At 42.0% G+C, this 23,601-nt stretch carries 17 protein-coding genes and 1 riboswitch; of the genes, 16 read left to right on the top strand and 1 reads right to left on the bottom strand.

What is annotated here, in order from left to right; all coding sequences use genetic code 11:
* The first annotated feature begins 373 nt into the window (after positions 1 to 373).
* From gpAD87_RS09990 to gpAD87_RS10065, 16 genes are all read left to right on the top strand, one after another.
* Entirely contained in the window at positions 374 to 1,786 is a 1,413-nt protein-coding gene (locus gpAD87_RS09990; protein ID WP_064637913.1) for an ABC transporter substrate-binding protein, read from the top strand.
* 162 nt (positions 1,787 to 1,948) lie between these two features.
* On the top strand, positions 1,949 to 4,804 hold the full coding sequence (locus gpAD87_RS09995; protein ID WP_082935268.1) for an extracellular solute-binding protein: 2,856 nt from the start codon (positions 1,949 to 1,951) through the stop codon (positions 4,802 to 4,804).
* The gene (locus tag gpAD87_RS10000) at positions 4,794 to 5,747 is read left to right on the top strand and encodes a carbohydrate ABC transporter permease (protein ID WP_064637917.1); all 954 of its coding nucleotides are present in this window, start codon (positions 4,794 to 4,796) and stop codon (positions 5,745 to 5,747) included. Before gpAD87_RS09995 ends, gpAD87_RS10000 begins: the two co-directional genes overlap by 11 nt.
* Before the next feature lie 5 nt (positions 5,748 to 5,752).
* On the top strand, positions 5,753 to 6,622 hold the full coding sequence (locus tag gpAD87_RS10005; protein ID WP_064637919.1) for a carbohydrate ABC transporter permease: 870 nt from the start codon (positions 5,753 to 5,755) through the stop codon (positions 6,620 to 6,622).
* Between the two features lie 16 nt (positions 6,623 to 6,638).
* Positions 6,639 to 8,099 (top strand): NHL repeat-containing protein, encoded by a 1,461-nt coding sequence (locus tag gpAD87_RS10010; RefSeq protein WP_064637921.1) that lies wholly within the window; start codon positions 6,639 to 6,641, stop codon positions 8,097 to 8,099.
* Positions 8,092 to 8,718 carry a Yip1 family protein gene (locus tag gpAD87_RS10015; RefSeq protein ID WP_064637923.1) on the top strand — a complete coding sequence of 209 codons (627 nt, stop codon included), beginning with the start codon at positions 8,092 to 8,094 and terminating at the stop codon, positions 8,716 to 8,718. The genes gpAD87_RS10010 and gpAD87_RS10015 overlap by 8 nt, the downstream gene beginning before the upstream one ends.
* A 14-nt stretch (positions 8,719 to 8,732) precedes the next feature.
* Complete coding sequence (locus tag gpAD87_RS10020) at positions 8,733 to 11,282, top strand: DUF5696 domain-containing protein (RefSeq protein ID WP_064637925.1); 2,550 nt, start codon at positions 8,733 to 8,735, stop codon at positions 11,280 to 11,282.
* A gap of 2 nt (positions 11,283 to 11,284) precedes the next feature.
* Complete coding sequence (locus gpAD87_RS10025) at positions 11,285 to 12,196, top strand: carbohydrate ABC transporter permease (RefSeq protein ID WP_064637927.1); 912 nt, start codon at positions 11,285 to 11,287, stop codon at positions 12,194 to 12,196.
* A 13-nt stretch (positions 12,197 to 12,209) separates the two neighbouring features.
* Positions 12,210 to 13,154, top strand: a complete 945-nt coding sequence (locus gpAD87_RS10030) for a carbohydrate ABC transporter permease (RefSeq protein ID WP_064637929.1) — start codon at positions 12,210 to 12,212, stop codon at positions 13,152 to 13,154.
* 25 nt (positions 13,155 to 13,179) lie between these two features.
* Complete coding sequence (locus gpAD87_RS10035; protein ID WP_064637931.1) at positions 13,180 to 13,449, top strand: cellulase family glycosylhydrolase; 270 nt, start codon at positions 13,180 to 13,182, stop codon at positions 13,447 to 13,449.
* A 149-nt stretch (positions 13,450 to 13,598) separates the two neighbouring features.
* Positions 13,599 to 13,904, top strand: a complete 306-nt coding sequence (locus tag gpAD87_RS32540; RefSeq protein WP_064637933.1) for a glycoside hydrolase family 3 C-terminal domain-containing protein — start codon at positions 13,599 to 13,601, stop codon at positions 13,902 to 13,904.
* On the top strand, positions 13,895 to 14,239 hold the full coding sequence (locus gpAD87_RS32970; RefSeq protein WP_442950715.1) for a hypothetical protein: 345 nt from the start codon (positions 13,895 to 13,897) through the stop codon (positions 14,237 to 14,239). The genes gpAD87_RS32540 and gpAD87_RS32970 overlap by 10 nt, the downstream gene beginning before the upstream one ends.
* A gap of 529 nt (positions 14,240 to 14,768) precedes the next feature.
* Positions 14,769 to 15,659: an ABC transporter permease gene (locus gpAD87_RS10050; protein WP_082935270.1), complete on the top strand. Its 891-nt coding sequence runs from the start codon at positions 14,769 to 14,771 to the stop codon at positions 15,657 to 15,659.
* A gap of 12 nt (positions 15,660 to 15,671) precedes the next feature.
* Positions 15,672 to 16,586 carry a carbohydrate ABC transporter permease gene (locus gpAD87_RS10055; protein ID WP_064637943.1) on the top strand — a complete coding sequence of 305 codons (915 nt, stop codon included), beginning with the start codon at positions 15,672 to 15,674 and terminating at the stop codon, positions 16,584 to 16,586.
* Positions 16,587 to 16,653: 67 nt separating this feature from the next.
* Positions 16,654 to 18,369: an ABC transporter substrate-binding protein gene (locus tag gpAD87_RS10060; RefSeq protein ID WP_064637945.1), complete on the top strand. Its 1,716-nt coding sequence runs from the start codon at positions 16,654 to 16,656 to the stop codon at positions 18,367 to 18,369.
* Positions 18,370 to 19,123: 754 nt separating this feature from the next.
* Positions 19,124 to 21,475, top strand: a complete 2,352-nt coding sequence (locus gpAD87_RS10065; protein ID WP_064637947.1) for a glycoside hydrolase family 9 protein — start codon at positions 19,124 to 19,126, stop codon at positions 21,473 to 21,475.
* Between the two features lie 592 nt (positions 21,476 to 22,067).
* On the opposite strand, the gene gpAD87_RS10070 is transcribed toward gpAD87_RS10065, so the two are convergent.
* On the bottom strand, positions 22,068 to 22,541 hold the full coding sequence (locus gpAD87_RS10070; protein ID WP_231952502.1) for a hypothetical protein: 474 nt from the start codon (positions 22,539 to 22,541) through the stop codon (positions 22,068 to 22,070).
* A 624-nt stretch (positions 22,542 to 23,165) separates the two neighbouring features.
* Positions 23,166 to 23,263: riboswitch (TPP riboswitch) on the top strand.
* Positions 23,264 to 23,601: the final 338 nt, after the last annotated feature.

The following is a 23,601-nucleotide window of genomic DNA, read 5'->3' on the forward strand; positions in this document are numbered from 1 at the left end:
CAAAGAGAAGAAATAATATAACTAAATTTTTAAGAGGTCTATTTTGTGCTATTATTTGGCGCGATTTTTAAGGTTTTGAGTCATTTTGTACTGTAAAATTTAAAAATGAAAGCTGAAACAATCAATATAATACAACTAAGTACTTATCGCTATATATTGATCACGCTTTCAAAAAAGCATACTTGATTTATTGAAATAGTGATCTGAAAAGGATCGGAACTTCGGTAAAAATTCACACGGAGGTGAAGTGACGGAGAGAGAAGAGGAGACAGTATTGATGCAAACAAAGTTTACTATGTACCGGTACTGCTAAGTATATTAGAAACTCTTGTTGAAATCGCTTACACCTAAAATATATCTAGGGGGATATTAAGTGAAAATCAAAAAAACACTAATTCTACTACAGAGTTTGCTGGTTGTTTTTACATTAAGCGCATGTTCCGGCGGTAACACAAGTGGAAATGTTAATGGTGGCACTAATGCTACTAATAACACACCTAACAATGAAACAGCGACACAAGCGCCTACTAATAATGCAACTGCTAATAATAGCCAAAAAGAAACGGATACTTCTGGGAGTAATGATCAGGCCACACCGGAGATGGATTTTGATTTGGGTGGCAAGTCTGTGAAGGTCGTAGCTTGGTGGGATATGACTATTCCAGAGGATAATCCGGACAATATTCAAAAGAAGAAAAACTTAGCGGAATTAGAGAAGAAACATAACTTCAAAATGGAGTATGTAGCCATCGATTTCGCTGAATATCAGAAAAAAGTCACTGCATCTCTTTTGTCCGGCGAACCTATCGGTGATATTGTGATGGCGAGCAAATCCTATACTATCCCTACGTTGGTGAAACAAGATCTGCTGTGGCCGGTTGATGAGTATACCAAGAATGCTAAGGTTTTTGATCAAAAAATCACAAACGAAGCCATGCTGTACAACGGTAGAGGATACGGCTTTGCGGGTGTAGCTGCTGGTGCCAATGGAATCTTCTATAATCGTACACTGATGAACAAGCTTGGAATGAAGCCTCTCCAGGAATATGTCGACGAAGGTAACTGGACTTGGGATACTTTTATCCAGGTAGCAAAAGAAGCAAATAAGGACACTAATAATGACGGGAAATTGGATTCATGGGGACTTGCCGGAGGCTCTTTGCTGGAGCCGGCACTGGCTTCTAACGAGACGGGATTGACTAAGGGGGACAAACAGAATCTTGATGATCCTAAGACGGTTGAGTCTTTAAAATTCATCTCTCAAATTGTAACCGATAAGGTGGCAAGGGCTACTGAGGGGGGCGATTGGACAGAGCCGGGGCAGTTCTTCCGTCAAGGCAATACACTGATGTTCTACGGGGGACTGTACGAGAAGGGCGGACTCAGTACTGATATGAAGGATGCAGATATCGGATTCCTCCCGTTCCCGAAAGGCCCGCAGGCATCAGCATATCATACACCTGAAGGCAATCCTGCACCGTTTGTAATTCCTAAGGCGGTTGCGAATCCAGAGCAGCTCGTATACATCTTGGAAAAAATTAATGATATTGAATCTATCTATGACTACCCGGATCAAGGCTGGTATGAGAGCATGTTTACAGACGTGAAAGACATCGATAATATCATCTCAGCTGTTGATAGATATTATCTCGAGCATAGTTCGTTCCCGAATCTTCCGTATTATCCTTTTGCCGATGATCTCAGTGCAGGTAATTCTGTATCAACTGTCGTAGAAAAATATAAAGTTCCGTTCCAGGCAGCAATTGATGAAGTCTATAAGAAATAATGATTCTGTTCACTCAAGCAGCCCACACGGTCTTTTCCTAGGCCGGGTGGACTGCTTAGAATTTATCTTCTAGCGGTAGGGGGAGAAGACTTGAGCTTTAACAAGCCAAAGAAAGTGACAATCATAGTATGTATTATCTTGTTGTTTTTGTCTGCAATCACCATGATTCCTTCAAGGGAGAGCGACAAAGGTCGTGTCCGAGCTATGGGCGGTTTTGAAGCAGTGACATCAACTGGTACCGAAAATAGTTACGATAGCTACTTGAGTCGTTACTCCTCCGAAAAGCATCCGGCGGAAATTATTCGTGTGGAAGGCGAAGACTATATTGATGTTAGCGGTAACGGATTCAAGAATGTTGATCAGTACGAAGGGTTGGACGGCAAGGCGGTAATCATGCCGGACAGCGGGGGTATAAGCTGGAATTTTAATGTGCACAATCCGGGGATATATAACATTCGAATTCATTATTTCCCGCTCGCAGGCAAAAGTTCGGCTATTGAGCGGAAATTAACGATAAATGATAGCGTGCCGTTTACAGGTGCAGATAACCTGTCGTTTGATCGGATTTGGGGCAATCAAGATCAGGAAATACAAAGAGATGACCGGGGAAATGATCTGCGGCCAAAACAGATTGAAAAACCAGAGTGGGTATTAACCTCTTTTAACGACAGTGAAGGTTATTACGAAGAGCCCTACTCCTTCTTCTTTGGAAAAGGTATTCAAAAACTGTCGTTGGAATCTTTGAGGGAACCAATGATCATCGACTATATCGAGCTCTACCAAGAAAAACCTGTGCAGACTTATGAAGAGGTGAAAAGTGAGTATGCAGCGGCAGGTATCCAAATTGCTGATGATCAAAATCTAGTGATTCAGGCAGAGGACGCAAAGCGTAAATCGTCACCTACCCTTGCACCTCTGTCAGATCGTTCCAGTCCAACTGTAATTCCATATGATATTTCCAAGATCCGGATGAACACAATTGGCGGAGTGAACTGGAAACTTCCAGGCCAATGGATTGAGTGGGAAGTTGATGCCAAAGAGGATGGTTTATATCAGCTTGCGCTAAAACGTAAGCAAGATCAGCTTAGAGGTGTGTATGCCACGAGAAGTATCACGATTGACGGGGAATATCCGTTTGCGGAGATGAAGAACATCCCTTTTAACTTCAGCATGGGCTGGCAGACGGACATTCTCGGCAACGGCGAAGAACCGTATTTATTTCATTTAACACCGGGGATACACCGGATCAGGATGACCGTTACACTTGGAGAAGTTGCGCCGTTGTTACAGACTATTGAATCCAGCGTCTTAGAGTTAAATGAGATGTATCGTAAGATTATTATGATTACGTCGAATACACCGGATTCCTACCGGGATTATCAACTTGATAAACGGCTTCCTGACATGATCGAAGTCTTTAAACGGCAGGAAGATACCATCAGAAGCGTTGCCGATTATCTGGAACAGTCGACAGGGGAGCGTAGCGATAAAGTTGCAGTGTTGTATACTATGGTCCATCAATTGGAAGAAATGGTAAAAGCGCCGGAAACCGTAGCCAGACACCTCTCTTCCTTCAAAACGAATGTTGGAGGACTAGGCACTTGGATTTTATCCATCCGGGAACAGCCGCTTACGCTGGACTACATGATCGTTTCCTCACCTGATGTCAAGTTACCAAGAGCTAACGCAACATGGTGGGAGAAAGTCAAGCACGAAGTCGGTTCGCTAATTTCTTCTTATACAGTGGATTATGACAGTATTGGGAATACAGGGAAGGCTGATCGTTCTGTTACAGTCTGGACTACGACCGGACGGGACCAGGCACAGATCATGAAGGGCTTAATTGACGACACCTTTACGCCTGAAACCGGAATCTCAGTCAACTTGAGATTAGTTCCAGGTAATATTCTTCTGCCGGCTACACTTTCTGGCGAAGGGCCTGATGTTGCCATGCAGATTGGGGAAGATATGCCTGTCAATTATGCCATGCGCGGGGCAGCTGCAGATCTGACAGCCTTTGATGACTATGATGAGATTGTTACTCGGTTCAGGGATAGTGCTCTAACTCCATATGAATATAATGGAGGGTTATATGCACTTCCAGAGCAGCAGACGTTTCCTATGCTCTTTTTTCGCAAAGATATCCTGAATGAATTAGGATTGACGCCGCCCAATACATGGCAGGATGTCTACAATATGATTTCGGTTCTCCAGAAGCATAATATGGAGTTTTATCTGCCAATTGAAAATCCGACAAACAATGCAACTCTCGTGCCTAATGCTACCTTCTCCATGCTGCTTTATCAGAACGGTGGGCAATTTTACGGTGAAGGGGGAGCAGACAGTGCATTGGATTCGGATATTTCCATGGAACAATTTAAAAAATGGACGCAGTTCTATTCAAACTACAAGTTCCCTTTGCAGGCGGACTTTTCCAACCGTTTCCGAACCGGAGAAATGCCGATAGGTATTGCCGATTATTCAATCTATAACATGCTGACAGTGCTGGCGCCGGAAATCAAAGGTCTATGGGACTTCAGCATGGTACCAGGCACGGAGCAAGCTGACGGTAGCATTAGCCATGAAGTAGCCAGTCACACCACTGGAGTGATGATGCTGAAGAACGCTGCGGACAAAGATGCAGCATGGACATTTATGAAATGGTGGACCTCCAAGGATTCACAGGTAATGTTCGGACGCGCAATGGAGGGACTACTGGGTGAGGCGGCACGTTATCCAACAGCCAATATCGAAGCACTTGAGGAACTGCCTTGGCCAATTAAAGATTATCGCAATCTGGAGAGCCAATGGGAATGGGTTCGGGGGATACCGCAGGTTCCCGGAGGATATTTTACAGGAAGACATTTGGATAATGCGTTCCGCAAAGTGGTAAACGAACATGAGAATCCGCGTGAAGCATTATCGGATTACATTCTTTATATAAACGATGAAATCGATGTGAAACGGAAGGAATTCAGGTTACCGAATGCGATGGAGGCAGAGAAAAATGGAAACTGAAACGAATAAACAAACTAGACCGAATCTCTACCGTGCCAGGCATTCCCGGTTATCCCATACATGGCAAGAGTTAAAGCGGAACAAGCACTACTATTTGCTAATGAGTCCTTATATGATTATCTTCTTTCTTTTTACAGTCATTCCTGTCGTGATTTCTATAGGACTTAGTTTCTTTAATTTCAACATGCTGGAAATGCCCAGATTCGTAGGCTGGCAGAATTATGCCCGACTACTGCTAGATGATGATGTCTTTATGATCGCTCTTAAAAACACTTTTTTATTTGCGGCAATCACTGGACCCGTGAGCTACATCGCCTGCTTCCTGTTTGCTTGGATCATAAATGAGTTGTCACCTAAAGTACGTGCACTCATGACTCTGGTGTTCTATGCACCTTCGATCTCTGGGAATGTGTACTTTATCTGGTTAATTTTTTTCTCGGGTGATAGCTATGGTTATTTGAATGGATTTTTGCAAAAATTCGGATTTATACTTGAGCCAATTCAGTGGCTTTCAAATGAGGAGTACATTCTACCCATTATCATTGTGGTTCAACTGTGGCTTAGTTTGGGGACCAGTTTTCTGGCATTTATCGCTGGGTTACAGACGTTGGATAGGTCGCTGATTGAAGCCGGTGCGATTGACGGGATCCGAAACCGCTGGCAAGAGTTGTGGTTCATCACTCTTCCCTCGATGAGGCCCCAATTATTATTCGGTGCTGTAATGCAGATTACCGCTTCTTTTGCAGTGGCAGACGTTTCCATCGCACTTGCTGGGTTTCCCAGTGTCAACTACGCAGGACATACTGTTGTGACCCACTTAATGGACTTCGGATCGATCAGGTTTGAAATGGGTTATGCATCAGCTATTGCTACCATTCTCTTCTGTATGATGATCGGTGCTAATAAACTGACCCAGAAGATGCTCAGAAAGGTAGGTGAGTGAGCAGAATGAGAACGATGCTGCTTTTCCGGCGGACCAAGAAATTGAACCGTTCCCTGACAGTAAGTGTTTTACTCTTTGCATTACTTGCTGTATTCGGCGCTTTTATGGCATTGCCACTTATCTATGCAGTAAGCAATGCGTTTAAGCCCTTAAACGAACTGTTTTTGTTCCCTCCTCGGTTTTTCGTGACCAACCCGACCACCGAGAATTTTAGTGATTTATTCAACTTAATGGGCAATTCTTGGATCCCGCTATCGCGATATATTACGAATACGTTGCTTATTACAGTTATTGGCACTGCCGGACATATCCTGCTTGCTTCTGCCGCAGCTTACCCGCTAGCCAAATACCGCTTTCCGGGTTCTCAAGTGTTGTTCTCAATTGTGGTATTGGCTTTAATGTTCTCAGGACAGGTGACCGCCATTCCCAACTACATCGTTATGTCATGGTTAGGCTGGATTAACACTCATGCTTCCATCATCGTTCCGTCGCTTGCCTTTCCGCTCGGACTCTTTCTTATGAAGCAGTTCATTGAGCAAATTCCCGATGCTCTGCTGGAAGCGGCGAAGATCGACGGAGCGAATGAATATCAAATTTACTGGAAAATTGTGATGCCTAATGTTAAGCCTGCATGGCTTACCCTTATGATTCTGCAATTTCCTGCGCTATGGGGCAGTGATGGGGGGAACTTCATTTACAGTGAAAATCTAAAAACGCTTCACTATGCTTTGGGACAAATCTCGCAGGGTGGGATTGCCCGCGCTGGGGTGGGGGCGGCTGTCGCGCTACTCCTGATGATCGTCCCAATTACACTCTTCATCATCTCACAAAGTAGCGTCATGCAGACGATGGCTACCTCAGGGATGAAGGAGTAGAAGGGATGAATACTCAATGCTGAAAAAATTGCTGAACAAAAAAATCTATCTGTTACCGCTACTGGTTTGTCTGATAAGCGCCAGTCTGGGAGGGACCACTGTAAGTGCTGATGAAGCTCCTTCTTCCTATAACTACTCTTACTGGGGAGATACAGCAGCCTCTCCAGATGCTTACCAGGCAACGATAATATTAAGAGGCGAAACTCTAAAAATAGGGGCCTTCAAAAATCCAAGTGATGTGTACGTTACCTCGGATAATCAAATTTATGTGCTGGACTCGGGCAATAACCGTATTGTGCTTATGGATTCTGCTTATAAGCTGATTCGAATTATTGATTCCTTCAACCATAATGGACAGCAAGATCATTTTTCGAATCCGCAAGGACTGTTTGTTACTGAAGATAAGCAATTGTATGTGGCGGATACGGGCAAACAGCGCATGGTCCATCTGGATGCCCATGATCAACTAGTAAAAGTGGTTGAGAATCCGCAATCTGAGCTACTGAATGATAATTTCTCGTTCCAGCCTACTCGGCTTGTCGTGGATAAAGCCCAGCGGATTTATGTTATGTCTAGTGGGATTTTTGACGGGTTTATGGAATTTTCTTCGGAAGGAACTTTTACTTCATTTATCGGGGCGAACCGGGTTACGTTCAGTCCATCAGAGTATCTGTGGAAAATGCTCTCGACACAGGCGCAGCGGAAGCAGATGGTCATGTTTACACCGGTAGAATTTACGAATATTGACATTGATGATGAAGGTTTTCTCTACGCCACAAATGGACAAAAAGCCGACAATGTTAGAAAGTTGAATGCACAAGGCAGCGATATCTTGCGCAGATTAGGCTATTATCCCCCTGAAGGTGATATTCGTTTTACTAAGGTGGACGGTCCTACACGCTTAATTGATATTGATGTAACCGACAGTGAAATCTACTCTATTTTGGATGCAAGCAGAGGGAGAATATTTACCTATAACGGGGACGGATATCTCATGTATGTGTTTGGTGGATTGGGAAATCAAATCGGTGAGTTTAATACGCCTGTAGCGATGGATCGGGTGGGGGACGATTTCATGGTTATTGATAAGGAACTCGGGGAGATTACCATTTTTCAAACCACGCAATACGGAAGAACGCTGAATGAAGCGGTTAGAAGTTATTACAGGGGTGAGGAAGAGAAGGCGCATCAGCTTTTCGAGCAGACAGTCAGTATGAATTCGAATTTGGAATTTGCTTATGCGGGGATTGGTAAAGCATTAGTTCGCCAAGGAGAATATGCTGAGGCGATGAAATACTTCAAGCGGAGTATGGACCGTGAAGGGTATTCCAAGGCTTTTTTACTCTACCGCAAGCAAGTACTGAGAGAGTATTTCCCTTCAATCATGTCCTTGCTTTTGGTACTCGTAATTAGTGGATTCATTTGGAGACAGTACCGCAAAATAAAGAGGAGAAAGAAGGTGGTCTCCGTTGAATAGAGAGCTTGTCAAGCACCCGTTCTATTTGATTATGCACCCCTATAACGGTTTCTGGGATTTAAAGTATGAACGCAGTCAGAAAACTAATCTAATCATTTCTTTTGTTATTTTGTTTCTAATGGTAATAACGAATGTAATGCAGCGGGAGTATAGTGGATTTCTCGTTAATTTTAGCAATCCGCAGGAAATGAATAGTCTACTGGAAGTCATTTACATTATGCTACCATTAGTGTACTGGTGTGTTGCGAATTGGTCACTCACCACGTTGATGGACGGCGAGGGGAAATTTGTTGAAATATTTATCTCTACTTGCTTCGCTCTGATCCCGATGGTGCTGATTAATCTTCCATGGGTTGGGCTTAGCAATTTAATCGCAAATCAGGAGACTGTATATTATCATTTCTCGGGCAGTATCGCTATTCTCTGGTCCCTATATTTACTGTTTGTGGGTAATATGACAGTCCATCAGTACTCACCGTCAAAGACTATAGGGACTTTGATATTATCTGTCGTTGCCATGGCATTCTTGGCCTTTTTAACCCTGCTATTTTTCAGTCTGATTCAGCAAATTATTTCATTTATATCAACAATATATCAAGAGATTGTCTTAAGAAGCTAAGGAGGGGCACAGATATGAACATGCTGAGAAATCTGCTGCTGGCAGCTGCGCTCCTGTGCGGATCGGTGCTGACAGGTTGTTCAGATTCCATTTCAAATGTTGAAACAGAAGCGGATACATCCGCTGTCCATGCAGTAGCTGCAAACAAACCTGTAATAGTCTCCTTTACAGACACGCGTGTCACTGGACTGGCGGGAGTCGCAGAAAATGATCGGCTGCGATTATTCCTAGAAGAGAAGACTGGAGTCGTAGCCGTACTTGATAAAAAAAGCGGCGAAGTGTGGTATAGCAACTCGCCGGAGCGCGATACGGATACATTAGCTGCTGGTGTGAATAAGGATTTATTGTCCGCCCAATTAAGTATTGATTTCTATAACAACTTCGGGCAGATCAATACGGTGAATTCTTACACGGACAGTGTCGCCCATAACCAAATGACGGTAGAGAATATCCCCAGAGGCATTAAAGTAACGTATCAGTTCGGGAAGGAGGAGCAGGGCATAGACGATCTTCCATTAAAGCTCAGCAAGGCACGTTATGAGGAGCTTACTGGGAAGCTGGATAAAGCAGGGAAGCGTAATATGATGATTGCCTACACTGAAGATGCAGAAAAATCCATCTATATTCGGAATGATACGATGCAGGGACTTCAACTGCAGCGGGCATTAGATACTTTCTCTGAATTAGGTTATACCCCGGAAGATCTGGAAAAGGACTTGAAGGAGTTTAATTTGCAACAGAACCGTTCAGAACCGAGAGTCTTCTTGGCTTCGATTGAGTATACCCTGGATGGGGATAGTCTCGTTGTAAAAGTGCCGGCCACTGATATCCATTATCCTGAAGAATACCCAATTCATAAAATCTCACTGTTAAGTTATTTTGGAGCACAAGGTAAGGATGCAAAAGGCTCCATGCTGGTTCCGGATGGATCGGGGGCGTTGATTCACTTCAACAATGGAAAAACGCAGTATCCGTCTTACGAGCAGCTTGTATATGGAATAGACAAGACGACGGATACGTTGAAAACTGGGACAGAAGAGAAGGTTAGATTGCCGGTCTTTGGAATGATGCGGAAAGATGGGGCTTTCCTCGGCATTATTGAAGAGGGAGGGCCGATTGCAAGTATCCGTGCTGATGTCAGCGGCAGGTTGAATAGCTATAATTTCATCTATTCCAGTATCACCTTAATAAATAAAGGTGAGGTCTCATTAAGTGCAAGCGGCCAGGAGCGTTCCTTACCAAGGTTCCAGGAGCATCCGCCGAAGACGGATTATACAGTCCGTTATGCTTTTCTGAACGGAGAAGACGCTTCTTATCCGGGAATGGCCGGGTACTATCAGCAATACCTGCTAAAGCAAGGTGGACTTCCTGAACTGAAGCCAGGCAGCAGTTCTGACGCGTCAGTGAATGTACCATTTTATCTAAACTTGGTCGGAAGCATCACCAAGGAGAAGCATTTCCTTGGGATTCCTTATAGTACGCTTGAACCGCTTACTACACTGGAACAGGCTAAGCTTGTAGTCGAGGGGAGTCAAGAGCGGAATATCCGAAATATCAGACTACAATATTCAGGCTGGTTCAACAACGGCATTGACCATGAAGTTCCGGACCGAGTCTCGGTGGACGGAGCTATTGGTGGAAGTAAGGCACTGCAGAATTTCATCGACTTTACCCGAGATAAAGAAGTAGCATTCTTTCCGGATGCCGCTATAGCTGAAGCTCACTCCAGCTCCGGTTTTAATTTAAGTAAAGAAGCTTCTCGAACGTTAAAAGGTGACCCAGCAACCATTTATCCGCTGGAGTTGGCCTTGAATCGACGTGATATTAATAAAACTCCTTCTTATGTGGTATCGCCCCGTTATATCACCAAATATGTCAACTCTCTGCTGGATGGTCTAGAGAGCTACAAGCCGGAGGGGATCTCCCTGCGTGATCTGGGAGAACAGTTAAACAGCGATTATCGGAAAGGTCAGCAGATCGATCGAACCGAATCACAAGGAATCTCAAGTCAAGCTTTGTCAGCAATCAGCGACCAAGACCTTAAGATTATGGCGGACGGCGGCAACGCCTACGCGTTACCTTATGTAACTGACATCACGAATGCGCCGATGTCAAGCAGCGGTTTTAAGATTGAAGACGAAACCATTCCGTTCTACCAGATGGTTATCCACGGATACGCCGGCTATACAGGTGCTCCCTATAATTTATCTACTTATACAGACATGCGGCAATACATGCTAAAGTGCCTGGAATATGGTTCTGGTATTTATTTCAAGTGGATGTATGAACCTAGCTATGCAGTAAAGGACACCGAGCACAGTGATTTGTATGCTATCAATTACAAGCAATGGCTGGATGAGGCTGCACAGATCTATTCAGAAGTGAACGGGGTTTTAAGCCGAGTTCAGAACAAGCGGATGATCTTCCATGAGAAGCTGGCCGAAGGTGTTTACCGGACCAATTACGAGAACGGCGTATTTGTTATTGTGAATTACAATCAAACAGCGGTACGTGCTGACGGCAGTGTTGTCGAAGCCGAAAGCTATATTACAGGTGGTGCATAAAAATGAAAACTATTTTAAAATTACGGATGCGTAACAAGACCTATGCGGAGAAAAAGGCGATCTGGGGCTTCTTCTACGTCTTGCCGTGGCTGCTTGGATTCCTTTTCTTTTTCTTTGTCCCTTTGCTATCTTCCATAAGATACAGCTTTAGTTCGATTGCCGCCAATACGTCAGGGATCACAATTAATTATATCGGCCTGCAAAATTATATCGAAGCATTAACGATTAATACTAGCTTCAACCGTACGTTAACGGAATCTATACTAACTATTGTTGTTAACGTGCCGTTGATCGTCATCTTCAGCTTGTTCCTTGCTGTATTGCTAAACCAGAAATTCATCGGGAGAACAGCAGCGCGGGCAATTTTCTTCCTGCCTGTCATTCTTGCTTCAGGAGTTATTTTGAATCTGGAAAGTAACAGTCTGGTACAGGCGATCAATGATGCGGGTTCAGGCGCCAAAGCAGTCGGTGCGTTGCGGAGCTTTGAGTTGGAGGAGATGATGCTCCAGGCGGGGGTAAACGAGTGGATTGTTAATTATCTGACCAGCTCAGTGAACCGGATATATCAGATCGTCAGCCAGTCAGGTGTGCAAATTCTCATCTTCCTGGCAGGTATTCAAACGATTTCCCCTCAATTATATGAAGCATCGAAGATGGAGGGTGCGACGGGGTATGAGGCCTTCTGGAAGATAACTTTTCCGATGGTCAGTCCACTTATCCTCGTCAATGTCATTTATACAATCGTAGATGCGGTATCCGTCAATGGCATGACCAATCTCATTCGCGATACAGGATTTAGTTCATTTAACTTTGGACTTAGCTCCGCTATGGCGATGATTTATTTTGTAGTAGTTTCTATAATATTGTTGATCAGCACATATCTGATTTCCAAGAGAGTCTTCTATTATGATTAAAGGAGTTGGGTGTATGCATGTTTCCCAATGGTTATCAATCGAATTCTGGAAGAAGCGGCTGTGGTCACTCGTCCGGCTAGTCCTGATTGTAGGGCTATCATTTGTGATTTTGTATCCCATTCTTCAAAAAATAGCGACATCGATGAAAGATAAAAGCGATCTCTATTCACCAATAGTCGTCTGGATTCCAGAGCATCTGACATTCGATAACTTTCGGATTGCAATAGATATTATGGATTACTGGAAGACATTACTGAATACATTCGCCCTTTCAGCAGGAACAACAATCCTTACAGCCATCTCCTGTGCTTTGGCAGCATACGGTTTCGCCCGGCTGAAATTTAAAGGGAGCAATTTGCTCTTTGCAGGCGTTATTCTAACGATTCTAGTACCCCCATCAACCATCCTGATTCCCATGTACCTTAATTTGAAAGGATTTACGTTAGCAGGTCTGATTCCGCTCATAACTGGCAAGTCAATAAACCTATTGAATTCATACTGGCCTTTTGTTTTGACCTCAATGACGGCAAGTTCTCTGAAAGCAGGACTATATATTTTTATACTCAGGCAATTCTTCCGGGGTATCCCAAAAGAAGTTGAGGAAGCGGCTTATATTGATGGTGCCGGTGTGGGCAAGACATTTACTCGAATCATGCTGCCCAATGCCATACCTCCACTTATTACCGTGTTACTCTTTTCGTTTGTATGGCAATGGAATGACAGCTTCTACACTACAACCTATCTGACTTCAAGTAAAGTCATGTCAATCCAACTTGCTTCCTTGCCGTTTAATTTGTCGAGCCTGACTGATGGAACCGCCTCTCAGGCAGATCCATTTTACTTAAGCATGGTACAGGACACGGGGATTTTGTTGGCTATTCTGCCGCTCATTATTATTTATATTTTCGTTCAGCGTCACTTTGTTGAGGGGATTGAGCGTTCAGGTATTGTTGGATAATTAAGTGAAATGAAGTAGCTATGATTTGGCTGATTTATATCGCAGATTAAAGGAGGTTGCCGATGAAAAAAAGCGAAAACAAATCAATACGGTGAAAAATGCCGGTTTTAACGCTGTACGTGTTCCTGTTACATGGAAAGATCATATGGATAACGAGGGAAATGTAAATAAGTCATGGGTGGACAGAGTGGAAGAGATTGTAGATTACGTACTAGACGCGGGTATGTATTGTATTCTGAACGTACACCATGACGGCGGAGAGGATGGCTGGATCCAAGCTTCAAGTGCTAATTGAAGCGTAGGTGAATACCAATTCTTAATTGCAATGTCTGTTACCCTCATTGCTAGCGTAGCGGTAGGGGGTGAGCTCGTTGTTTCAATCTGAAGTCGACAGATTTGATTTAATTAATAAATAATAGCGTGTTTGTATAAGGAGATACAATATTGAGTATTAGGCAGGTTGAAGGCTCTCTGGAAGGCTTTGCGGAGTTCAGTAGAAGGGTTGCCGCAGAAGGTGCAGTATTATTACAAAATGCAAGAAACATTCTTCCTCTTAAAGACGGTGAGGCAATCGCGATATTCGGTCGTGCCCAGATCGATTATTACCGCACGGGAACGGGTTCGGGCGGCAGTGCTAATGTACCCTATGTGACAGATTTATTGAATGGGCTTCGGAGCAAAGCAGAAGTAGACGTAGATGAACGGCTGGCTGCAATTTATGAGCATGGCGTCAACAGGAAATGCCATTGACCGATGTGATCGTATCCGAAGCACGAAAGAGTTGCGGAAAAGCTGTTGTTGTTATTGGTCGGACGGCTGGGGAAGACCAGGATAATGCGGGACGAGGCCAGGAATACCAGCTACAAGTCGAACTGATGTCACCAGACAACAACTGGGCGCAAAGCGCTTGTAATGTGATGATGAATGGTGAACTAATGCTCACTGTGTTGACCAGCGGCACAGAAGGCCGCTGGGTCCGACAGAAGTTTAAAAGAATCAGTTTGGAGCAAGGACTGTATGAGCTCAAGCTTAATCATGTAAAACCTGGCATGAGTATTAACTGGATTGAATTTAAGCCGTGTTAGGTAATCGCTCTTGAATTTATCATTTGATCTTAGCACATGATTGAATATGGCGTATTTTAGGATAATCGTACCTTAGACTATCGCTATTGTTTTAAAGAAACTGCTTTCCGCTTTGAAATAAAGGGGCTGTGTCTATAAGTAGAAATTCTACTTTGGGGCAGTCCCTTCGCATTTTTCGATAGTAGGTACTTCTGTGAGAATTATAATTAATTAAATGTTTAGCTTAGCATCAATATCATTAGCTGAAATTCTCCTGGATAACATTTACAAACGAAACACGTTATTCCTTTATTTTCTGTCTCAAATACGGAATGGAAGAATATACGACCGGGTTCAAAAAATACATATGTAGGATTGCTTAATACTTGTCCATATCATCCTGTTTTAAGTCTCTAGAATTAAGGTTTTAGGACCGAGAAGAAAAATATAATACTAGTTGGGAACAATATTACAGAGGAGTGGTGCTGGTTTGTCTGTTAAATTGAAACAAGTTCCGTCATTAAAGACGAAGAGGGGTCTCTGGTATCGGATGGTACAACATAGGCTCCTGTGGTTTATGTCAGTACCGTTCATTATATGGGTTTTTGTGTTTAGTTATTTGCCATTGTGGGGATGGACGATGGCCTTTCAAAAATTCCGTGTCGGAAAATCGTTTTTTGAGCAACAGTGGGTTGGTCTCGAAAATTTCCGAATGTTGCTTCAAGATGATCAATTCTTTAATGCTCTTCGCAATACACTCGCGATGAGTTTGATGGGGCTTATTGTAGGCTTTACAATTCCTATAATATTTGCAGTCCTTTTAAATGAAGTTCGTCACTCATTTCTGAAGCGGTTCGCACAGACAGTTTCATATCTACCGCACTTTGTCTCCTGGGTTGTTGTTGCAGGCATTGTAACGAAAATGCTTTCAGCGAATAACGGTGTTGTTAATGAAATTTTAATGAATATGCATCTCATAGACCAGCCTATTCAGTTCATGGCGAAAGAAAGTATGTTCTGGTACATAGTGACAAGTGCAGACATATGGAAAGAAACAGGGTGGAATGCAATCATTTACTTGGCGGCAATAGCAGGTATTGGGCCTGAACTGTACGAAGCAGCTCGCGTTGACGGTGCCAGCCGAATACGCCAGATCTGGCACATAACAATGCCTGGAATCCGTTCTACAATAATTATTTTGTTAATTATGTCTATTGGCCACTTGCTCAGTATCGGATTCGAGAAACAGTTCCTTCTTGGCAATAATTTAGTAAAGGAGAAATCAGAAGTGCTCGATCTCTATGCCCTTAATTATGGCCTGGGATTGGGGCGTTATTCCTTCGGTACAGCAATCAACATATTTAACTCTGTCGTAAGTTTATTCCTGCTCTTTGTGGCTAACGGCATTTTCAAAAAAGTGACCAAAGAGAGCATTATGTAAGGAGGGCTTTAGTTGGAAAAACGTAATCGATTAGTTGCTTCGTTTCCAGATCGGTTTTTAGACTTTATCGTCTACTTTGTAATTTTATTAGTTACGATCGGTACGATTTATCCATTTTTGAACGTGTTGGCCATTTCGTTAAATGACTCAACTGACACCGTTAGAGGTGGTATTACAATCTTTCCACGTCAATTTACACTTGAGAATTACTTGCAGATTCTCTCGTTTACAGGACTTATTACCGGTTTCAAAATATCCGTACTACGGACATTAATTGGAACTATACTCGGGCTCATAAGCTCATCCATGCTAGCCTATGTACTTAGTCGTTCTGAATTTGAAGGACGCAAATTTATATCCACTTACCTTGCATTGACGATGTATGTTTCAGGCGGGCTAATTCCCTTTTACCTTTTGATGCGAGATTTGAATCTCCTAGGAACATTCGCAGTGTATGTACTGCCTGGTATGGTAAGCGCCTTCAATGTATTCGTGATTCGTTCGTTTATTGACGGTCTCCCCTACGCATTGCAGGAATCTGCCAGGATTGATGGAGCCAATGATTTCACAATCTATTGGCGTATCATTCTTCCGCTAACTACACCAGCACTCGCAACAATTGCTCTGTTCTTGGCAGTCGGTCAATGGAACTCATGGTTTGACACATACCTATATAACGGATCGAACAAACATCTGACTACACTTCAGTATGAGTTAATGAAAGTATTACAGAGCACGCAGGCTGGCGGCGGTAGTGGTAGTGGTAATGTAAATGGGCGAACCATGAATGAAGTAATGAATCAGGTTTCGCCAGAATCCATCAAGATGGCTATAACTATCATCGTTACTGTGCCAATTCTGCTTATCTATCCGTTTCTCCAACGTTATTTTGTCAAGGGTATGACGCTTGGAGCAGTAAAAAGTTAGTGTTAATTAAGAGGTGTATTGACAGGCTAACCTGTTTATACAATATGTAGAAATTAAAAAGGGGGCAATGTATGTGAGGAAAAAGGGAACAGCAGGGAAAATCGCTATGACGCTTATGTTTACAATGACGCTGCTGGCAGGTTGCAGTGGAAACAATGCCAATCAAGGTAGCGGAAACGTCACGACGAATAATGCTGAAGGAAACGCAGTGAAAGAAAGCGATACATCACCTATTACCTTTTCTTTCTACAGTGTTGGCGCTAATTGGAACAATATGCAGGATGATGTCGGTAAAGAAATCACAAAAATGACTGGTGTTACATTAGATGCCGAGACTGAAGTAGGGGGTAGCGCGCAAAAGTTAGCCTTAATGGCAACTAGTGGTCAGTACCCGGATCTCCTCAGCGCAACAGGAGATTTAAACAAGTTTGTTGATGCCGGGGCTATGATTGATCTGACTGATTTGATTGATCAGTATGCTCCTAATATCAAAAAGTTGTTCGGCGACCAATTTAAACGTCTTCGTTACAACAATGAGGACAGAGCGATTTATGCTATTCCGACATATTCAGCAGTGGACGGTAAAAATTTCAATGCAGGAGGCGGCTTCGAACTTCAACACCGTGCTGTTAAGGAAGCCGGCTATCCTTCGATCAAAACACTTCAGGACTACGAGGATGTAATCAAATCTTATCTTGAAAAGCATCCAACCGATGATAAAGGTAACAAAAACATCGGACTCAGCCTCAATGGAGATGACTGGCATATGTATATCACGGTTACGAATCCGGCTGCTGAAACGACAGGCAAATCGGATGATGGTGAGTATTACATTAATCCCGAGACTAATGAAGCAATATATCACTTTCGAACGGAAGGTGAGAAAGAATATTTTAAATGGCTGAACCATATGAATAACGTTGGATTACTGGATAAAGATAGCTTTGTCCAGAAAAACGATGAATATTTGGCGAAGATTGCTTCTGGAAGAGTAATTGGGTTGACTGATGCTGACTGGGGTTATGCAGATGGTGAAAGAGCGCTTAAAAAGGATAGTAAGTTTGACCAAACATATGGACATTACCCTGTAATGCTGTCCGATGAGTATAAGGACAATCGTTTACAGTCTACTGGATTTATGGCTGGATGGGGTATAGGTATTACGAAGGAATGCAAAGATCCCGTTCGGGCGATTAAGTTCCTGGACTTCCTCGCTTCTGAGCAGGGTCAAATTTTGCTCAATTGGGGTATAGAGGGTAAGCATTACACTATGCAAGATGGCAAGCGTATTGTTCCTGAAGATGTTCAGAACCGTGTTGTAAACGACAATACGGCATTCACAAAGGATTCCGGAATAGGTCTATATACAAATATCGGCGCACATTACGGAGACGGAGTCAAAGATTCTAGTGGTAACTACTATACAAAAAGTTTCCCGGAATTAATTGTTAATAGTTATACTGAAGCTGATAAACAAACTCTTCAAGCATATGGCGTAACGACTTGGGCGGATTTGTTTACAAGTGAAGATGATTTACCGGTAAAAGCTTGGGGCGCTGCTTGGAATATTCCTGTACCGACTGATGATGAATCCAATATTCTGGCCGTCAAGATGAAGGACATCTCATGGAAAAGAATCCCTCAAGCTATTTTGGCTAAACCAGAAGAATTTGACCAAATTTGGGATGAGTATCAGCAGGAATTGATTGATGCCGGTGTTGAGAAAATGGAAGCTGGATTTACGAAATATGTCCAAGACCGTGTTAAGCTTTGGAATGAATAGCTCAGAAAGGCTTTCAAAATTCTTTGCTAAATGCTCTGGCAGTAAAATGGAAAAAGCATGTCTGCTATAACTGACTAATGCAAGTTTCTCCATCAGACGTACCAATTTATAAAAGTCGTGATATGCTGCCTTTGCCGCATCATCACGACTTTTCAATTCATAGCTTTTTCTTCGTTCCATAGAGAGAATCACATGTTGTTAGATCCAACGGAAAAAGAGCTCCATTTGCCAATAAAACAGTTGATGATTTTAAGATATCAGGGATCATTACATTGCTAATAATAGGGATATCGGCATGTTAAGAAAACCTGAGCCACTCCGGCAAAAAAGGCACTTATACGATTATGTTCATTAACAAATGATTGTTTAGTGTTTTCAATAACAATATCATCGAGAAGGGTTTCTTCTTGGTTTAACTCCGAGAAAGGCCCTACTTTTATTGCCTGGATTCCAAATTATAATACAAAATTCATGCTTGTATGTCCATTTGATGCTGATCTATGGCTGTATAATTAAGGTCTATTTTCGTACAGTGAAATATAATCAGTATGAAATTTAATATATCAAAAAGGAGGGATTTATAGTATCAACGAAAATCTTGTAAGCGGTTTTATAAATCTTGTTATCAATTAAACGGTTTGAATTGTTTTTTCGTGTTGTACTCCACCAATACTTAGGTTTTATCAAGGCTGTCTACTCCGTTTTCAGAATCATTCTACTTTTGACGAATTAGCACATAAAGGAGGTAATTCTTTTGAAAGCGAAAAAAATATTAACAGTATTACTATGTATATTGGCATTAGCGTCTACTTTGGCAATTCCAAACACTACGGTCTATGCAAATTACGGCGCTCCAGAGGGGTGGAGAAATCTTCCGGATTATTATGTATTTAAAGATAGTTTTAGCGGGTTCGCAGAGAGTAGTGGCGGTTTAGAAACTGTAAATGGTGGGTTACCTGTAGATTCACAAGAAACTTTTGAAAATCTACCTTCATTGAGATTTAGTATTACAAATAAAATAGATTGGATGGCGGCTAAAATTGTTATGGCCGGATGGAATACTCATGACATTCATAATTATATCCCTAACGGTTATCTCGAATTTAATGTTAAGGGTAAAGTAGGAGGAGAACAATTTAAAATCGGTGGCGACGATCTTGTTGCAAGGCGTGCATCGGGGGATGAAAGAAGTGTTTATAAATCAATAACCGATTATGTAACCGTTACCACGGAATGGCAACACGTAAAGATTCCTTTGAAGGATATATATAATGATCCATCCTTTGATTTGGATGAGTATAATACGAGATCTGTTGTATTGGACAGAGTGAACGACGATACATTTACTGTTTGGTTAAACCAAATAAAATTAACATCACCTGATAAAGAAAAAGCATTTCCAGCTATTAAGGTGAATCAGGTGGGCTTCAGAAATTCATCAGAAAAATATGCCTATGTTTCCGGATTTGAAGATGATTTCAATGCTACACCCGGAACGCAATTTCAGGTGAAGAGAGTGTCTGATGACACAGTTGCTTATAGTGGGCAATTGCTTCTCGTTAAGGATTATGATATCGATTCAGGAGAAAGAGTACTAAAAGCTGTATTTACAGACCTTACTGAACCTGGGGATTATTATATTACTGTTGACGCAAACGGAATAGCTAAATCACTTAATTTTAAAATAGGGTCAGAAGTATTCAAACCTCTATTGGCCGATGCGGCAAGATATTATTATTATCAACGTTCAGGAACTGCGCTTGATCCGGAATTTGCCCTGGGTTTTCCGAGGGCAGATAAAACACCTATGGACTCAGCGGCTCCTTTCGAATCCAATTCTGCAGTTACAAGAGATGTAACAAAAGGATGGTTTGATGCTGGAGATAAAGGTAAATATGTAAGTGACGGAGCACTGGCAGTAATGACTCTGTTATGGTCATCCGAGTTATATCCGGAGTCTTACACTGATAATCAATTTAATATTCCTGAAAGTGGAAATGGTGTTCCTGATATTCTTGATGAGGCTAGATGGGAAGTTGAATGGATACTAAAGATGCAAGATCCTGTTAGTGGAGGTTTTTACGCAAAAGTTGAGTCAACTAATGATGATGATAATATGAGAGTAATAAGAGACAAGAGTGGGAATGTCACAAATCTTAGACCAACAAACGATACTGCAATTGCAGTTGCTTCGCTAGCTCATGCTTCAATTGTTTATTCAAGCTATGATCCAGAGTTTGCTGATCAATGTTTAGAGGCGGCCAAGAGTGCCTGGACATATCTAGAGCAGAATCCCGACAATGTTAAAGGGCCAACACGTAGTTATGAAACAGACTCAGACAAGGAGTCGAGGCTGACTGCATCTGCATCATTGTTCAGAGCAACTGGTGAGGCACAATATAACGAATACTTTTTGAATAACTATACACAAAGTAAAAATATATTTGAAAATTCGGAAGCGGATTCTGCTGGGTTGTGGAATTATGCATTTTTCTATTATATGAAAGCGAGCCACCCTAACGTTGATGCTGCAAAATGGTATAAGGATGAGTTTACGATATGGTTAAACAAAGGACTGAATAGATATAAACAGAGTGCTTGGAACAACACTATATTTGAAGGTAATTATTACTGGGGCAGTAACAATATAATAATGGGTACGGGTACAGAAGCTTTGATTGGTTCCACGATTCTCGGAATCAATACTAAAACTGTTAATAATATGGCACTTTCAGCATTAAACTACATTCTAGGAGCTAACCCTTTACGAAAGAGTTTTGTAACGGGATATGGGGAAGATAGTCTAAAAACCGTATATGGAATATTTAACCACGATCTAAGGCCGGATGTACCAAAGGGTTTTATCCCGTTGGGACCTAATAGATACAATAATACAGGTATCTCAATCTTTCCTGCCAAAAACTATATGGATTCAGCAACTGAATGGACCACAAATGAGCACTCGATAGGTTCAGCTTCGAATTTGGTGTTTATCACTGCATTTGCTAACAGTAATCAAGCTACAGCTGTTAATCATGCTCCAGTGTTTGCGTACAGCAGTTACACTGAGGAGATTGAAAAAATTGCAAATGAGTATCTTCAATAATATAAATATATCTACAGATTCAATCTACTTGAATTTGCATGCTTCACAAACTTATCCAATATATTTATAACAAATCCGAAAGTATCGGTCGGAAGGAGTCAATGGGAAAGCATCCCTTGGCTCCTTTTGTTTTAAACTTGATAATTCTAGGGCCGACATCTTCCGAAAGCAGTTTGATGACCTGTTCCCGAGAGAATAAATCACATGAGAGTTACCACTTCGAGGTCAAGCCTCCCGGCACACGGGTCTATTTAGACCATGTGGTCACGTACGCTAGGGCAGAGGACCGCGATCGAACTGAAATACCTGAAGCGCAAACTGGAGGGAGAGTTCTTCCAATGACAGCCGCTGTTTCTACATCCTTTTAGCTGACGCTGAAGATGAATGGAGGGAGGACCTATCGACCATATGGTTGGGCCTTCCTATGCTACAGAGCTCAGATATATGTTGAAGGATGCGAATGCAAAAGGGTGCAGGTAATATTAGCTGGGCAACTGAACAATTAGTTAGCGAGCTGATTAAAAGAAAAGTAGGTTAGACGAAAGCTCCTGCATCAAAAGCTTGATCTTTGCAAAAATGAAGAGGCTGGCAATCACTGCTCCCTGTTTTGTAACCATTTAACCGTTCCAATGAGACCTAGGAGTCCGATTAAGAAAACCAGTAAATAACTAGTACCCAACAAGGGAAATAAAGATACTCCGCTTTCCTGCAAATGCAAAGCAGGTACAGACCAAGGCAGATAAGCTCCAATGGCGGTAGGACCAAACACCAATGCCAACATTAAAGTTGTAAATGCAAAGCCGATCGGTACCAGATAACCACGCGATATACAGGCCAATAGGGCAAGAGGAGCACTTAATAATAGGTGGAGAGCACCAATCATAAGTATTAAGAACAAATAATGTTGAACAATTGCAAACGAAAAGCCAGGAAGTCCGATTGAAAAACCAAGTATTAAGGCCGAGCAAATCCTTGAAGAACCAATCGTTAATGGGTACAAGTTCTTGTCCTTTAACGGTACAAGTTTTTGTCCTCCGATGTAGAATGACATAAAGTTACCAACCATGAAATCCCTTATATAATAAGGTTTTTTTATTTTTTGGTAGGGAATTTTGTGTCAATTTTTAGTGACATAAAGTTCCCTACCAGGCTGGAATTTGACACAAAGTTCCCTACTGCCCTGGAGAGAAGGTTTAAAAGATTAAATCTTTTTTTGTTCAATCGTATACGAAAACAAAAGTTACAGATAATTCTCCCCAGCCTGGGAATTCAACGTAAGGGAATGAAGGTATGCGGAAATTCCTATACAATGGGCTTAATCAACTATTTTTCTGAACAAAATCTCGATAGCTATGTTATTCGTATCTTGATTGAAGTTACAATTAACTAGGATCGGAAGTAAGCTTAGCGTTTTCAAATCATTGATGATACGAACAATGATAATTGGAGAAACACTTCCTTAGTATGAAATGCTCACTTTTGTGAGGAATAGCAAGCATGAAAAGTAAAATGATCTTCAGTAGCAGTAAGGATTGAAGTCATCATAACAATGGATAAAATAGTTTAAACAAGTAACCGAAATTGATAAGTAGCTATTAATCTGTCTTGACTATTTTTAAGAGCGATTGATATACTAAACGGAATTCAAACTTATTGTTTCAAGCAAATAAGAAACAAATCAATTACATACAACCGTTTGCGAGGGAGCCTTAACTGGCTGAGAGGGTGTTAAACCGACCTTACCTGATTTGGATAATGCCAACGTAGGGATGCAACGATGAAACACTGTAACTGGGTAGCTAATGCGTATCCCCTTATTTTAGTGTATTTGTCTGCGAAACATCCTAATGGATGTTTCTTTTTTTTATGTTATTAAATAGAGAAAGAGGTGCACTAGTTACGAAAACAGTTTTGACAATAGCTGGCTCTGATCCAGGTGGTGGTGCAGGAATACAAGCCGACCTAAAACGAAGACTTGTTTGGGCTTTTATGGGATGAGTGTCATTTACAGAAAAAATCCCAAAAAAAACGACAGGTGTGGTGGGTATCTTCGAATCTGACCCGCGGATTGTGGAACATCAAACAGATTGTGTATTTACAGACACAATACCGGATGCCGTCCAAAA

Source organism: Paenibacillus sp. AD87 (assembly GCF_001659845.1).
Classification (GTDB): Bacteria; Bacillota; Bacilli; order Paenibacillales; family Paenibacillaceae; genus Paenibacillus; species Paenibacillus marchantiae.